12 protein-coding genes are annotated in these 14,661 nt (G+C 59.5%); 5 read left to right on the top strand and 7 right to left on the bottom strand.

The window, feature by feature from the left end; genetic code table 11:
* Window positions 1-987, bottom strand: coding sequence for a methylenetetrahydrofolate reductase [NAD(P)H] (gene metF / locus HMPREF2860_RS10040; RefSeq protein WP_070628878.1), 987 nt, complete (start codon window positions 985-987; stop codon window positions 1-3).
* 66 nt (window positions 988-1,053) lie between these two features.
* Here metF and HMPREF2860_RS10035 point away from each other — a divergent pair, with 66 nt between their 5' ends.
* The 4 genes from HMPREF2860_RS10035 (at window position 1,054) to HMPREF2860_RS10020 (ending at window position 6,575) form a co-directional block, all read left to right on the top strand.
* Entirely contained in the window at window positions 1,054-2,166 is a 1,113-nt protein-coding gene (locus tag HMPREF2860_RS10035; protein WP_070628877.1) for a polyprenyl synthetase family protein, read from the top strand.
* A gap of 18 nt (window positions 2,167-2,184) precedes the next feature.
* Window positions 2,185-3,885, top strand: coding sequence for a phytoene desaturase family protein (crtI, locus tag HMPREF2860_RS10030; protein ID WP_052155532.1), 1,701 nt, complete (start codon window positions 2,185-2,187; stop codon window positions 3,883-3,885).
* Between the two features lie 86 nt (window positions 3,886-3,971).
* Window positions 3,972-5,588, top strand: a complete 1,617-nt coding sequence (locus tag HMPREF2860_RS10025) for an alpha-(1->6)-mannopyranosyltransferase A (RefSeq protein ID WP_070628876.1) — start codon at window positions 3,972-3,974, stop codon at window positions 5,586-5,588.
* Window positions 5,589-5,594: 6 nt separating this feature from the next.
* The gene (locus tag HMPREF2860_RS10020; protein ID WP_070628875.1) at window positions 5,595-6,575 is read left to right on the top strand and encodes a phytoene/squalene synthase family protein; all 981 of its coding nucleotides are present in this window, start codon (window positions 5,595-5,597) and stop codon (window positions 6,573-6,575) included.
* A 13-nt stretch (window positions 6,576-6,588) separates the two neighbouring features.
* On the opposite strand, the gene HMPREF2860_RS10015 is transcribed toward HMPREF2860_RS10020, so the two are convergent.
* On the bottom strand, window positions 6,589-6,963 hold the full coding sequence (locus tag HMPREF2860_RS10015) for an Rv2175c family DNA-binding protein (RefSeq protein ID WP_070628874.1): 375 nt from the start codon (window positions 6,961-6,963) through the stop codon (window positions 6,589-6,591).
* A gap of 79 nt (window positions 6,964-7,042) precedes the next feature.
* Between HMPREF2860_RS10015 and HMPREF2860_RS10010 the strand changes: the two genes are divergently transcribed.
* A complete protein-coding gene (locus HMPREF2860_RS10010) occupies window positions 7,043-9,415 on the top strand; it encodes a Stk1 family PASTA domain-containing Ser/Thr kinase (protein ID WP_070628873.1) in 2,373 nt (790 codons plus the stop codon).
* A gap of 72 nt (window positions 9,416-9,487) precedes the next feature.
* Here HMPREF2860_RS10010 and HMPREF2860_RS10005 read toward each other — a convergent pair whose 3' ends face one another.
* From HMPREF2860_RS10005 to HMPREF2860_RS09985, 5 genes are all read right to left on the bottom strand, one after another.
* A complete protein-coding gene (locus HMPREF2860_RS10005) occupies window positions 9,488-10,873 on the bottom strand; it encodes a class II 3-deoxy-7-phosphoheptulonate synthase (RefSeq protein ID WP_049182155.1) in 1,386 nt (461 codons plus the stop codon).
* 68 nt (window positions 10,874-10,941) lie between these two features.
* Window positions 10,942-11,433, bottom strand: a complete 492-nt coding sequence (locus HMPREF2860_RS10000; protein WP_016423018.1) for a polyadenylate-specific 3'-exoribonuclease AS — start codon at window positions 11,431-11,433, stop codon at window positions 10,942-10,944.
* A gap of 151 nt (window positions 11,434-11,584) precedes the next feature.
* Entirely contained in the window at window positions 11,585-12,376 is a 792-nt protein-coding gene (locus HMPREF2860_RS09995) for a lysophospholipid acyltransferase family protein (protein WP_070628872.1), read from the bottom strand.
* Between the two features lie 101 nt (window positions 12,377-12,477).
* Complete coding sequence (locus HMPREF2860_RS09990; protein WP_038625851.1) at window positions 12,478-13,491, bottom strand: ROK family glucokinase; 1,014 nt, start codon at window positions 13,489-13,491, stop codon at window positions 12,478-12,480.
* Window positions 13,492-13,500: 9 nt separating this feature from the next.
* Window positions 13,501-14,655, bottom strand: a complete 1,155-nt coding sequence (locus HMPREF2860_RS09985; RefSeq protein ID WP_049182158.1) for a glycosyltransferase family 4 protein — start codon at window positions 14,653-14,655, stop codon at window positions 13,501-13,503.
* Between the last annotated feature and the right edge of the window lie 6 nt (window positions 14,656-14,661).

Raw genomic sequence — 14,661 nt, 5'->3', positions numbered from 1 at the left:
TTAAAAACCGCCGCGCAGCATATCCTGGCCGGTGCCCCATGCGGGTGCCATGCCGAGGTTGTGCAAAACCTCCTGGGAGGCGCGGGCGAAGTTCATAGTCATAAAGTGCAGCCCCGGCACGCCTTCGGCGATGAGACGCTCTGCCATGTTGGTCGAAAACTCGATACCAATCTTGCGAATCTCATCCTTATTGGCCTGCTCGTCACCATCTGCTGCCTTAATCAGGCGTTCCTCCAAATCGGATGGCAACTGAGCCCCTGAGAGCTCAACCTGCCTGCGCACTGAGCGCAGCGACGTAATCGGCATCAGCCCCGGAATGATGGGCTTGACACCGTGCACTGGGTCGGCTTCCGCCAGGCGGTCTCGAAGGCGAAAGTAGTGCTCAATATCGAAGAACATCTGCGTAATCGAGTATTCGGCTCCCGCGCGCAGCTTGGCCAGCGTGTACTGCGTGTCATGGTCCAAATCCGGCGAGCGGTAGTGTCCCTCCGGAAACGACGCAATGCCGATTTCAAACTTCTCGAACTCCGATTCGGCCTTAATCAGCTCAATCAATTCGCTGGCGTAGTGCAGACCACCTTCGGTCTCCATCCAAGGGCCAAGCGGGTCTCCCGGCGGATCACCACGTAGAACGAGCAGATTTGTCAGCCCCGCACTGAGGTAAGAACGCAGGATTTCCCGCAGCTCGTCGACAGTGTGCTCTACCAATGTCAGGTGCACAAGCGTTGTAAGCGGCTGCTTCGAAACGCGCTGGGCGATTCGCAGGGTGCGGTCGCGGCTAGAACCACCGGCGCCGTATGTCACCGATGCAAAGGAGGCGCCAAGATCATGGAAAGCCTCAGCTGCTCGGAGAAGACGTTCCTCGGCCGCGTCGTCACGCGGAGGCATGAACTCGACCGAGAAGGGAATACTGCCCGCGCTCGGCATTGAAAGAGCCTGGCGGATCGTCACTTGGCGGCCTGGCGACAGTGGCATTGTTGAGGACATAGTCACTCATACTAAGCGGTGTCCTATTCTTGAGTCAGCATTACCCGTCATCGACGAGAGGCTCACATGAGCGAAGAACTGGATTTGGCCGCGCTGCAGCCCCGCGAAGTACCAGCTGCTGTTACCAAAACGCTGGAGAATTACCTCAAAAGCCGTGGCGACGATGTCGCGTCGGTCGATGCGGTGTACACCGAGGCCATAGATTCGCTCCACTCCTTCGTCCTCAATGGGGGCAAGCGCGTGCGTCCAGCCTTCGCCTGGCAGGGGTGGTTGGGAGCAGGCGGACTCGAAGGCCGTTTCTCCCCAGCAGAGGATTCCCAGGCTGTGATGAACGCGGTGAGTGCCCTGGAACTCATTCAAGCCTGCGCACTCATTCATGACGACATCATCGATGACGCTGATACGCGCCGTGGCGCACCGACTATCCACAAGGTATTCGAGGCCAAGCACGAGGCCAATAGCTGGAATGGAGCCGCCGACCGCTTCGGTATTTCGGCCGCAATTCTCATTGGCGATGTCGCTTTGACCTGGGCTGATGACATGATGCACTCTTCAGGTCTCAGCTCGGAGGCACTAACCCGCGCACTTGTCCCCTGGCGGGCTATGCGCACTGAAGTACTTGGCGGCCAACTGCTCGATATCACGGCCGAAGCCAGCCGGGACAGTCGCGTCGAGACCGCTGAGAAAATCAATCTGTTCAAGACCGCCGCCTACACGATCGAGCGGCCTCTCCACATTGGTGCCGCGATTGCCGGCGCGCCAGCGGAATTGGTTGAGGCCTACCGCAGCTTCGGCCGCGACATCGGTGTGGCATTCCAGCTCCGCGACGATCAGCTGGGCGTTTTCGGCGATCCCGAAGTCACGGGCAAGCCCGCCGGCGATGACCTCCGCGAGGGCAAGCGAACTGTCCTAGTCGGTCAGGCCTTAAGCCTCTACCGAGATTCCGCACCTGAAAAGGCCCGCTTTATCGATGAACGCCTGGGAACAGTCTCGTCTGCTGCAGAAATCGATGAGCTACGCAATCTCATCGCTGAATCCGGCGCTGCCGATGCCGTCGAACGTGAAATTGACCGCCTGACCAGCCGCGCTTTCACCACTATCGAGAATGCCGACCTGCCTGCAACCTCGCGCGAAAACCTCATTGCTATGGGCCTTCGCGCCACCGCTCGTCAGCATTAGGCCAGGTGTTGCGTAGTCATGCCCGCTGCTTCCCCCACTCGTGCCCCCAGTAATTCCCCGCGCCTGCGACGTGCGGTCACTCGTCCTCATAAGGGCACCAAACCACGACTGACGATTATCGGCGCAGGTCTGTCTGGACTTACCGCCGCGCTCTACGCCATCGCCGATGGCTACGATGTCACCGTTGTCGAGCGGGAAAGTTTCGTCGGCGGACGCTGCGCCAGTGAACCCGTCACCGTCGACATCGACGAGCAATCGCTCACCGCAGTCTTCGACACTGGCGCAACTGTATGGACCATGCCCTCGCTTGTCGACGATGCCCTCGCCGCCGTCGGCCTCTACGCGCGCGATATCGACCCGGGTTTTTCGGCCTCCCCAATCACGCCCACCTACCGTGCGGAATTTGCCACCCGCGGCGGGCTCGACGTGTTTTCCAACGAAGACATGATGGCCGATGAGCTCGCCCGCTTCGGCGCCTCTGACTCCACCGTCACCGGCTACCGCAAACTCCGCACGTGGCTGCAAAGTCTCTTCAATGCCTGCTTCGACAACTTCATGTCCCGCAGCTTTGACCGCGTTACGGACCTATTCACCGGGCCCGGCGCGCTTCGCGACCTCACTACGCTCCTCCGACTCGGTGCCTTCGGCGCCCTCGAACCTAAGATTCGTGCCTTCCTCGGAGATAATGATCTCGCTCGCGTTTTCAGCTTCCAGGCGCTTTACGCAGGTGTACCTCCTGCTAAGGCCCGTGCGGTCTACGGCTGCATTTCCCACATGGATACCTCGATGGGGGTTTACTATCCACACTCCCCCGCATTCGGGTCGGGTATAGGCGCCGTCAGCGAACTGCTCGCCGAGGCCGTCCGCCGAGCTGGCGGAACCATCGACTTCGGCGTTGAAGTCACTGGACTGAAAGTCGACGAGGCAGGCTTTGTCTCCGCCATCACCACATCAACTGGCGAGCGTCCCGCCGATGCCGTCATCGCTACTACCGATTTACCTGTGGTGCAGAGCTGGCTTCACGACGCGACTACCTCTGCCGCCAGTAGCTCATCGAAGCGGCGAGGCCTTCGGAGCGTCGTAAAGCGGACAGGAGCGCGGCGGCTGTTCCCGGTTCGATTTTCCCCATCGGCGGTGGTGGCGCACGGACTGATTCCGGTTTCGGAGACGACGACGTGGCCGAAACGGCATCACCTGATTTCCTTTGGCGAAAAGTGGAACGAGACCTTTGAAGAAATCTCGTCACCGCGTCATGGAAAGCTAATGTCGGACCCGTCATTGCTGGTCACCCGGCCTGCGGTGAGCGCGCCGGAGCGTATCGTCACAGATGCGAACGGCGTGCAGTGGGAGCCCGTCAGCGTGCTCGCGCCGTGCCCCAACTTGCAGTCGGCCAATCTGATTTGGTCGCGAATCGGTGGGAACTACGTCGCGAACATAACCGCTGAGCTGGAGCGGCGCGGACTGACCGGGATCTCTACGAAGTGGCGAGTCGGTCGGATCGATACCCCTCAACAGTGGCAAGAACGTGACATGGGCGTTGGCTCGCCGTTTGGGCTGGCGCATCTGTTCCGACAGACGGGGCCATTCCGCCCCCGCAACTTCTCTCCGAAGATGCCAAAGAATCTGACGCTGGCAGGATCGACGACGGTACCGGGAGTTGGCGTGCCGACGGTCATGATTTCTGGACGACTTGCGGCACAGCGGTTTGAAACGCCTTAGCTCCTGAATGTCTCCCGGATGTCTGCCGGTGGTCACTGACCAACTAGGATTAATGCATCAGCAATGTATCGATTGTTTAGGTTGACATGAATTTATCGCGGAGTGCTCAGCTGGGTGTCTACGGTGGCATCCTCATTGCTCTGGGCTCCTACGGTTCCGGTGCGAACCGCTACCGTGGCGGCCTTGTCCACGCTCTGGGACTTGACTGGATTACCTACGGTCACGGTCAGATTTTCTGTGAGATTGTGATTTGGGTAGGTATCGCCCTGCTGCTTATCTCGTGGCTGCGCATCGGGCGGGAACTGCTGTTCTCGAAGGGGACTATCCGGGACATTGTGGCTGGTTCTGCCCCTTCTGGAGCCACAGCAGATGCTATGGCGCTAGCGAGCACTGGCGGCGATGAGTCCACGTTGCGCCGATTTAATTCAATCCTGTTGACCTGGACAATCCCCCTCGCGCTGGCCGCACCGCTGTTCTCTCGCGATGTCTATTCGTATCTCATGCAGGGCGCAATGGTCCGCGATGGGTTTGATCCCTACACCGAGGGAGCTGCAGCCAATCCAGGGCCAATGCTGCTGGAGGTATCCGCAGACTGGCGGAACACCACCACCCCATATGGCCCGCTGCATCTGGGAATTGGCGAGGTCATCACGCGGATTGTCGGCGACAACATCACCGTCGGTGTGATTCTCTACCGCATGGTGTGCCTGCTGGGCTTCGCCGCCATTGTCTGGTCGATCCCGCGAATCGCCCGGGAGCTTGGAGCAAATCCGGCTTTCGCACAGTGGCTCGGAGTGCTCAATCCACTGGTGCTACTGCATCTGATTGCGGGTATGCACAACGAAGCACTGATGGTCGGCTTGGTCAGCTTGGCGCTCGTCGCCGCACTGTGCATGGAGCGGTTGCCGGGTGGTCTGATCGCTGCTGTCCTCATCGGAATCGGCGTCGCTCTGAAAGCCACCGCTGTCTTGGCGCTGCCCTTCGTCGTGTGGATCGTGCTGACTAGGAGCGAGCCCATCACCACGCTTCATAAGATGCTGCGGAAGATTCCGGCGATTGCCGGTGTTGGCATCGTGTTGGTCGCAGTCTGCGTCGGCACGCTTGCAGTGGTGACCTGGCTGACCGGTTCAAGCTGGGGCTGGATCTCCGAAATCAGTGGCAATACCAAGGTGATTAACCCACTGGCAGCACCGTCAGCGGTCGCTGGTGTGATCTCCGGCGTCATGGCGTGGTTCAACGACGACATCGGTTTCAACATCATCGTCAGCCACACACGCGTGGTCTCCTCTGTCATCATGCTGGTGGGGCTCGTGATTTCCTGGTTCTACTTCCGATCCACCCCTCGTAACAATGTCGCTGGCATGATTGCCGCCTATGTGGTGGCCTGCGTCTTTAATGCCGTGGCACTGCCCTGGTACTACGCCAGCTTGTTGACTCCCATGGGAACAATTCGCCCGCCACGATGGGTGATTCAAGGCACCGTGTTGTTCACATTCATCCTGTCACTGTCGTTCGCCGGCGGCGGCAATCACCGCTTCTACGACGTGCCCTGGATGGTTATCATCACCGTTCTCGGCTGGTTGGCCGTCAGCTGGCTGACCACTGGAAAATTCAGCTGGAAGTACCCGTGGCGCGACGATAAAACCGCCGCAGACACGGATTCCACGGCGGCGCCCCTGCCGCGGTCGACCGAGGTCACATAGTTGTCCATGCCCACCCCACAGCCTCTCTCGACCATCGCGCTGCCACAGTCCTACGAGCTCTGCCGCGATATTATGGCCTCCCACGGCCGCACGTATTCCCTGGCCACGAGGCTTTTGACACCCCGCCAACAGCGTGCGGTGTGGTCTCTCTACGCCTGGGCGCGCATTGTCGATGACTACGTCGACTGCCCCGCCGATGCCGACCGCTCGCCCACGCACATCGAAGCCACGGTCACACGCTTGAGCGAGCTTTTCCACTCAGCTGTCGTCATCGGTTCGCTTGACGACGTCCACCGCGACCGCGACCGTGCCGTCATCTCGGCGGCCGCACAGACTTTTCGCGACTACGACATCGATCCACAGCTCTCTGCGGACTTTGTTCACTCCATGCTGATGGACGTGCCCGACACATCCTGCCATATTGCACATTTTGAAACATGGGAGCAGCTCGACTCGTATATGTGGGGCTCCGCAGCAGTCATCGGCCTTGAGATGATGCCCATCCTAGGCACCCGCACAGGGGTCTCCTGTGAGGAAGCCACCCCCTACGCAGAGTGCCTGGGAAAAGCCTTTCAGGTGACAAATTTCCTCCGCGACATCGCCGAGGATTTTCGCCGTGGCCGTATTTACCTACCGCTGAATGAGTGGGAGGCCTTCGGAGTGGGTACCGAGGAAATCGGCTACTGCACCGCCACGGGACAGACGACCCCGGCGGTACGTCAGGCATTGGCCTACTTCATCGCTCGCAACCGCGCGCTCTATGCCGAAGCCAGCAGCGGCGTGGACATGTTGGGGGTGCCAGGGCGTCAGGCTATCCGTGCCGCGGAGATTCTCTACTCTGATATTCTCGGCGAAATTGAGCGCATGAACTACAACGTCTTTGCGCAACGCGCTCACGTAGGACGCGCTCGAAAAGCAAAAATCGCCCTCCCACTGCTTTTCACAGCAGTGGCCGGGCGATTACGACAAGAATTGTCAGGTCGTTGAAGACCTCCGCGAGCTAAAAAGCCATAGCCTGTGCGCGGCGCATCACTTCGCGAGCGAGGTGACCGTGCAGGGCATCCACCGGACGCCCAGGCAGAGAATCATCTTCGGTGAATAGCCACTCCAGCGTTTCTTCTCGCGTATAGCCGCCGTCGGCAAGCAATGCGAGTGCGCCAGGTACAAAACGCGCGACCTCGTCATCTTCAAAGAAGCGGGCGGGAATTTGTGCAATGCCGTCGCGGTGGACTGCAATAAGACGACCCTCCTGCAGCAACGCGTGAATTCGGGTGACGGTGACGCCAATGAGGTCAGCGGCATCGGGCAGCGCGAGCGTGGGTTCGTCGGCGCTCAGGACATCGTGGCAAGTTGGAATCTTTCTCACACTGGTCACTTTAGCGCGTTGGCCTTGCAGTAGGTACGTCCCCATATACTTATTAGAAGCAACTGATTGGAACAGGGAAGGCTGGTTTATGTCGCAGCTTGTCGAGGGGCAGATTCTCGATGGTCGCTACCGTATCGGAGCCACCATCGCACACGGTGGCATGAGCACCGTGTACTGCGCCACCGATTTGCGGCTCGATCGCAGGGTGGCCGCAAAGGTCATGGATCCGCGTTTTGTCGACGACGAGTCTTTCCGCATCCGCTTCGAACGTGAGGCCCGCGCGGTCGCGCACCTCAATGACGAGTCGCTCGTCAACGTCTACGACCAGGGCACGGATCCGGCGGGACATGTGTTCCTCATTATGGAATTCGTCGACGGGGGGACCCTCCGCGAGCTGCTCCGTCAGCGCGGTCCGATGCCTCCGCATGCAGCTGCCGTCGTGATGCGCTCGGTTCTGCGCGCTCTATCGGTGGCGCATTCTCGCGGCATGGTGCACCGAGATATCAAGCCGGAAAATGTGCTGATTGCTTCGGACGGGCGGGTGAAGCTGGCGGATTTCGGTCTAGTGCGCGCGGCCGCTGATGCCAAGGTGACCTCTAACTCGGTCATCGTCGGCACCGTCGCTTATCTGGCTCCGGAGCAGGTCACGGGTGAATCCATCTCCCCTGCCTCCGATGTGTATGCGGCGGGTATTTTGCTCTTTGAGCTACTTACCGGCACCACTCCATTCATCGCCGATTCCTCACTGGGCGTTGCCATGAAGCGATTGAACGAAGATGTCCCGCCACCCTCGGAGCTCATCGACGGCGTTCCCGAGGAGTTCGACGAGTTGGTCGCCCACGCTTGTTCCCGCAGGCCGGAGGATCGGTTTGAGACGGCCGAGGAATTCGGTGACGCCCTCGAAGACATTGCGGACAAGCTCGCGCTGCCCCCATTCCGCGTGCCGTCGCCCGTAAATTCAGCAGCCGCCAACGCTGCCGCCATGGAGGGGCTCACAGAGGACTTCCACCGACCGCGCAACGACCATTTCGATGACCGACACGGCACCGCAGAGACGGCACCCGAGCGCTTCGGTAACGACGGCTATGGCTTCTCGACGGACGCACCCGGTAACCCCGTTTCTTCCCGACCACCGGGACCACCGAATATTTTCGATGATTTCGACGACCCGAATGCGGGGCGGACACGCACTTTCGATCGCCATGACGGGTACAACCCCACTGGCTGGGAATCCCCGGAGCCGTCTGGTGGAGCTCTCGTACCAGCCGACGTCCCGGGTGCTCCGGAATATCCGCTGCCGCCGGACACTCAGGGCGCACAGCACCCGCAGCATCCGCAGCCGCGATCTGCTCAGACTCAGACGCCGAAGAGCCGTCGAGCTACCCGACAGCGGACGCGCCGTGGATGTGCATTGTGGCTGATTATCGCCCTGGTTGCCACGTTGGGCATGGGGCTTGGCGCATGGTGGCTGGGTTCTGGCCGTTACGGCGAAGTGCCTTCTATCACTGGGCTGTCACAACCACAGGCGATGACCGCAATCAGTGAGGCGGGCTTTGAACCGGTGGTTGATGAGCGCTACGACAACGATGTCGCAGTGTCCCAGATTATTGGCTCGGACCCTCTGGCTGGAGCGCGGGTTGTCCGCGGTGATGATGTTCGCGTACTGGTCAGCCTTGGCCGCCCGACTGTGCCCGCATATCCCGCGAACCACTCAAAGGAAGTGTTCAGCGCTGCCCTAGCTAAGCGGACGTTGAAAGAAGAGGTCGGAGACCCCGTCTTTTCCGATGATGTCTCCACGGGCGGCTTGGTCTTTGCGGTTCCTGCTCCAGGACAGACCGTCGAAGTTGGCTCAGTTGTGACTGTGCATTACTCCCAGGGTCCAGCACCGGTGAAGGTGCCAAAGATCGTGGGGCTTCAAGAGGATGAAGCTCGTGAGCTGTTGAGCAAGGCCGGGCTGGAAGTCCGGGAGGTATCGGCGGAGTTTTCCTCCTCTGCTGAGCCGGAAGAGGTTCTTTCCGTGTCTCCTGAGGAAGGCACTGGCCTCGAACGCGGTAGTTCTGTGACGTTGACCATTAACAACGGCATCGAAGTGCCCAATGTAGTGGGCAAGTCGGAGGATACTGCTCGTCAAATTCTGCAGCGCGAGGGCATTGAGGTAAGCGAAGTAAAGGACGCATCCTCCTCCTCGCGCGACTACGGCCGTGTTGACGCAGTCTCACCAAGTGCAGGTCGTCTGGTTAACCCCAATGATGCGACTGTCACGCTGACCGTGTCCAGAGCAGTGAAGGTTCCGCAGCTGCTGGGTAAAACTGTTGCGCAGGCACGTCGTGAAGCGGAGAAACAGCATCTTCAGCTCGACATCGACGGCTCTGCGAACGATGACGATCGCATCGTATTGCAGTCACCCCGACCGGGCGCTAAGGCCACGGCGGGTGACAGCATTTCGGTCAGCACTCTGTAAAAAAGTGCGGCGCTCTACTGAGTGCGGTGCTGCACTAGCTGGGCTAGTTGTACCTAGCTGAGCTGGTTGCAACTAGTTGCGCAGCATCTCGGCAACCAGGAAGGCCAGCTCCAGCGACTGCTGAGTGTTCAAACGCGGGTCACAGGCGGATGCGTAACGGCCTGGCAGATCGACATCGGAAATGTCCTGCGCGCCACCGAGGCACTCAGTGACATCTTCGCCGGTCAGCTCCACGTGGATACCACCCGGGTGCGAGCCGATCGAGCGGTGCACCTCGAAGAAGCCCTGAACTTCGTCGACAATGCGGTCGAAGTGGCGGGTCTTGTAACCATTAGAGGCCGAGTAAGTGTTGCCGTGCATCGGATCGCACTGCCAAATGACCTTATGACCAGAAGCTTCCACAGCCTCAACGATGGGAGGCAGCACGGAGCGAACCTTGTCATTGCCCAGACGCGAAGTCAGGGTCAGGCGACCAGGCTGGAAGAACGGGTCGAGCTTGTCGGCGTAAGCGACAGCCTCCTCCGGCGTGGTGGTCGGGCCAATCTTCACACCGACGGGGTTGCCAATCATGGCAGCCAGGTTGATGTGGAAGTCCTCAATACCACGGGTGCGCTCACCAATCCACAGCTGATGCGCGGAGAGGTTGAACAGCTCCTGATTGCCATCGTTTTCAGACAGGCGCAGCATAGCGCGCTCGTAGTCAACAACCAGTGCCTCATGCGAGCAGTAAATTTGCGCGGTCTGCAGGTTCGAGTCCGCAACACCACAGGCAGCCATGAACCGCAGTGCGTGATCAATCTCGCGTGCCAGGTCCTCGTAGCGGGCACCAGCCGGCGAGTTGCTGACGAACTCACGGTTCCACTCGTGCAGACGATGCAGGTCAGCGGTGCCCGAACCTGTCAGTGCACGTACCAGGTTCATCGCCGCAGAAGCATTGGCGTAAGCACGCACCATTCGAGCTGGGTCGTGAACTCGAGCTTCTTCAGTCGGCTCAACGCCGTTGACCATGTCGCCGCGGTAGCTAAGCAAGCCGTCGCCGTCGATGTCCTTCGAGCGCGGCTTAGCGTACTGACCAGCGATACGAGCCATCTTTACAACCGGGGTGGATGCGCCGTAGGTCAGCACAACGGCCATCTGCAGCAAGGTCTTCACATTGGCGCGAATGTGCGGCTCAGTATTGGACTCAAAGGTCTCCGCACAATCACCGCCCTGCAGCAGGAAGGCCTTACCATTAGCGACGTCGGCAAGCTCCTGACGAAGCTTACGAACCTCAGGCGCGACCACAATTGGAGGCACCGATTCGAGAATGCGACGCACGTTAGCAGCGGCGCGGGCATCCCAGCTTGGCTGCTGTAGGGCTTGGCGGGATACGACATCAGCAAAGCGCTCAGCCATGTCGCCGGGAAGCGGTGGCAGATCGGGCAGGTCATCTACAGGGAGATCAATAGTCCAACTCACAGAAGTTCATTGTAGTGCCCCTGCCAGAAGGGTGTTAGTCAGGTCACCAAATATTCGCATTCCGCTGCTTAATCAAGCGGCAACTTCTGGGCAATCTTTTGAAACTTCAGCAGATTGTGCTGGGCATCTGCCAGCGCATCGTGCTTACCTGCAGTCTGTTTTGGTAACCGTGGCTTGCCCGCCATCTCCCAGTACTGCTTGAGTTCACGGGTATAGCGCGGCATGAACTGCGGCAGCTTGGTCATATCGCCCCAAAGCTGCACCAACGCAATATGGTCGTAGGCGCCTACCCAGGCCCACAGCTCTGGACTGCCCGTACCGGGTTCGGTGAAAAATGCCAGCAGTTCCTCGCGGATCGTGTCCCGGTTCTTCCACAGCGGAGATGAGGGATTGGGCAGCTGATTGAGCACATTGGCCCGCACCCACGGCCCAGCCTTGCTCTCGTTGAACTCGGTAGACACCGCGTAGTACTCGCGGCCGTCCTCAGCTACGACACCGATGGAGACAAGATCAATAGTCTTGCCGTCTTCAATAAACTCGGTGTCATAAAAATAACGCACGGTGTGGAATCCTCTCCAGCCTCGGCCTCGCGTCGGCTACCTCGCGACCAAAAGACCGCGGAGCCCTACCGAGCAAATCTTCCCCATGCACCGAATCGCCTTAGGAAGTGTGCAGCCCCACTGTCGCGAAAACTATCTGCGCCTTATTATTCTAGCGAGCGCGTCGGAACCAGCGACGAGGGGTCGGCTTCGGCCCCGGAGCCGGAAAAGTCAGCTCTCCCCCCGGCTCGGTTCCCGCTGGATAGCCGTTGCCGGCCTCCAAGGACTTCTTCACATCAGTCGCATAGGCATCGACATATTCCTGACCCGAAAGCTTCTGAATTTCCTTAATCAGGTCATCCGTCAGTGCCCTGGCCGCTTCATACTCATCGCTGTACTTGGCTTTGTACTCCGACGGATCAATCGGATCGCCGATAATCGTGCCCACCTTCCCCGGACGAGGAATCCACGAGCCAATCGGGTTGGCCTTCTCCGTATCAATCATCGCCATTGGGAACACCGGCACACCGGCCTCCAGTGCTACACGTGCCGCACCGGTTTTCCCGCGGTACAGTCGACCATCCGGACTACGAGTGCCCTCCAAAGAAATGCCCAGCAGATCACCGCGTGACAGCACCTTCAAGCCTGCATTCAGCGCATCGCGGGCTGCATCACCAGAGGTACGGTCAATCGGCACCTGCCCCACCGAGGAGAAGAAGAACTTCTGAATACCGCCGACAAAGCCCGGCGTGGTGAAGTACTCTGCCTTCGCCAGGAACGTCAGCTGACGGCGGCAGACCAGTGGGAAGAAAAAGTGATCCATCACAGCAAGGTGGTTCGACGCCATCAGCGCTGGACCTTCCTGAGGAATCTTCTCACCACCGATGTAATACGGGCGATTATAAATCCGCAGCCAAGGGCCAATGAGGATGTACTTAAAGAACTTGTACCAGCGATTATTCACAGTTTAAAACTATACAGGTTCACGTGGCCCGGCGACCCATCTCCGCAGCCATTCCCCACCTTTTCGCGGGCGAATTCCCCTACAATCCCCCAATTGACGCTTTACGACGATGCCGCACCCTCGGCAGCCACGACGCTGCGCGCAATATCCGCTGCACCAATCAACCCGGCATCGGCACCCAGTTCAGCGACCCGCACATCCGCTACCGGACGATAGCCAGCACCGGTGAGATTGCGGGCAAACTCGGCCTTGGCCTTGTCCAGGTATAAATCAGACGCCGAGGCAACACCGCCACCGATGACAATCAATTCCGGATCAAAGACATCGCCCACCATCGACAGACCACGCCCGAGCCAGGTAGCAAAGTCATCAATCGCAGCCAGAGCCAATTCATCCCCCTGCCTAGCAGCCGAGACGACATCGGTACCAGTTACCGAGCCGGCCACGAGCCCGTCGGTAAGCCGCGAGAAGTAGCGGCCGGATTCAGAGAGCTCCTGAGCTGTGGTAACCAGCGCCGTACCCGAGCAGTAACGCTCCAAGCAACCACGCTTTCCGCAGGAGCAGGGACGACCCTCCGGCACAACGGTGAGGTGGCCGAATTCCGGCGCCGTGCCGTACGCGCCCCGGTAAATCTCACCACCCCGCATCATCGCGCCACCGATTCCCGTACCCAGCGCAAACAGCACCCAATTATCCGCACCGCGAGCTGCACCAAAGCGATACTCGCCCCAGGCAGCCGAGTTGGCATCGTGCTCAAGCTGCAGAGGGCACGGGAGAAGCAAGGATAAACGCTTGACGACATTCGCATCGCGCCACGGCAGATGCGGGGCGAACCGAACCGTCTGGCGGTCAGAATCCAAAAAACCAGCTACAGCTAAACCGATGGCGCTGACATCTGGAAAACGTTCAACCAAGCGCTCGGATGTCTGAACAATGCCACGTTCAATGGCATCCACACTGCCGTCAGAACTAGTCTGAACTCGATACAACACCTGCCCATCAGCGCTGATAACTGCAGCGCGCAGGTTTGTTCCACCAATATCAAAACCGATAGCCGGGCAATCAGCGGCGGCGGACTCGTCTGAGCTCGGATGAATCGGAATATCGGTGGACATAACAGTTGATTATAAAGGGATTGCGCAGGTTCGGAGAATTCGGCGAGCCCGAGCAGCCATGACCTCCCAGGTCCACGACTGCACAACATGCTCCCGACCACAGGCTCCCATCGCCGCCGCGCGCTCCGGATCATCCAAAATTTCAACCAGTCCGGTGGCGACGCTGCGCTGCGAGACCCCGTCGACAACGATGCCAGTTTCACCATCGATAACTGTCTCCGGGGCGCCACCAGACTTGCCGGCTATGACAGGGACACCGCAGGCCTGTGCTTCCAAGTAGACAATGCCGAGGCCTTCTACATCGAGGCCACGGCCTCGGGTTCGGGCGGGCATGGCGAAAACGCTGGCTGCATTGTAATAGGCGGGGAGATCATCATAGGAGACCTTGCCGGCAAAAATGACCTGCTCGGAGACCCCAAGCTTTGCTGCCAGCTTTTCCAACTCTCGATTCAACGGACCGACGCCCACAATCAGCAATCTGGCACCTGGGTGCTGCTCAAGAACCTTAGGCATGCTGCGAATCAGCATATCTTGCCCTTTGCGGCGCACTAGCCGAGAAATACAGACGATAAGCGGCTGGGACTCACCAATTCCGTGGTGCTGCCGGATCTTCTGTCCCGCCTCGGGGTCCGGGGAAAACCTCTCGATATCGACACCAGAAGGCAGGTGTTCAAACGCTGTTTGCGGGCCAAAGGCTGTCGCAAAACGACCACGGGTGTAGCGGGAAATATAGGTCACAACATCGGAGTTCTTACCAATTCGCCCCAGCATCTGGCGGGCCAATGGCAGCATCGACCAGCCCACTTCATGTCCGTGAGTGGTAGCAACGATGCGGGTAGCACCTGCGCGACGACATGCGTCGGCAAGCAACCCAAGTGGCGCGGCGGCACCAAACCAGACGGTGTCAATGCGTTCGGCGCGAATGATCTGAGCGGCACGACGAGCTACGTGCGGCAGTGGCAGCAGCACGGAATCACGCATGCGGTAAACACGGTACGGTAGCGACTCGTCGTAGGCGCGGAGCTTTTCTTTGGAAGCTCGCGAGGATGCGAGGACTACGAGGTTCTCTGGATCCAAACGAGCACAGAAATCGCGCAGGTAGGACTCGATTCCACCATCGCGAGGCGGGAAGTCATTCGTAATGAGCAGTACGCGCGCAGACATGGAGTC

Source organism: Corynebacterium sp. HMSC064E10 (assembly GCF_001812505.1).
GTDB classification, from domain to species: Bacteria; Actinomycetota; Actinomycetes; order Mycobacteriales; family Mycobacteriaceae; genus Corynebacterium; species Corynebacterium amycolatum.
This window is presented reverse-complemented; position numbering and strand designations above follow the sequence as displayed.

Coding starts and splice junctions, on each gene's coding strand:
- HMPREF2860_RS09985 (WP_049182158.1), bottom strand. CDS start 14,655: ATGTCTGCGCGCGTACTGCTCATTACGAATGACTTCCCGCCTCGCGAT.
- metF (WP_070628878.1), bottom strand. CDS start 987: ATGTCCTCAACAATGCCACTGTCGCCAGGCCGCCAAGTGACGATCCGC.
- HMPREF2860_RS09990 (WP_038625851.1), bottom strand. CDS start 13,491: ATGTCCACCGATATTCCGATTCATCCGAGCTCAGACGAGTCCGCCGCC.
- crtI (WP_052155532.1), top strand. CDS start 2,185: ATGCCCGCTGCTTCCCCCACTCGTGCCCCCAGTAATTCCCCGCGCCTG.
- HMPREF2860_RS10020 (WP_070628875.1), top strand. CDS start 5,595: ATGCCCACCCCACAGCCTCTCTCGACCATCGCGCTGCCACAGTCCTAC.
- HMPREF2860_RS10010 (WP_070628873.1), top strand. CDS start 7,043: ATGTCGCAGCTTGTCGAGGGGCAGATTCTCGATGGTCGCTACCGTATC.
- HMPREF2860_RS10035 (WP_070628877.1), top strand. CDS start 1,054: ATGAGCGAAGAACTGGATTTGGCCGCGCTGCAGCCCCGCGAAGTACCA.
- HMPREF2860_RS10025 (WP_070628876.1), top strand. CDS start 3,972: ATGAATTTATCGCGGAGTGCTCAGCTGGGTGTCTACGGTGGCATCCTC.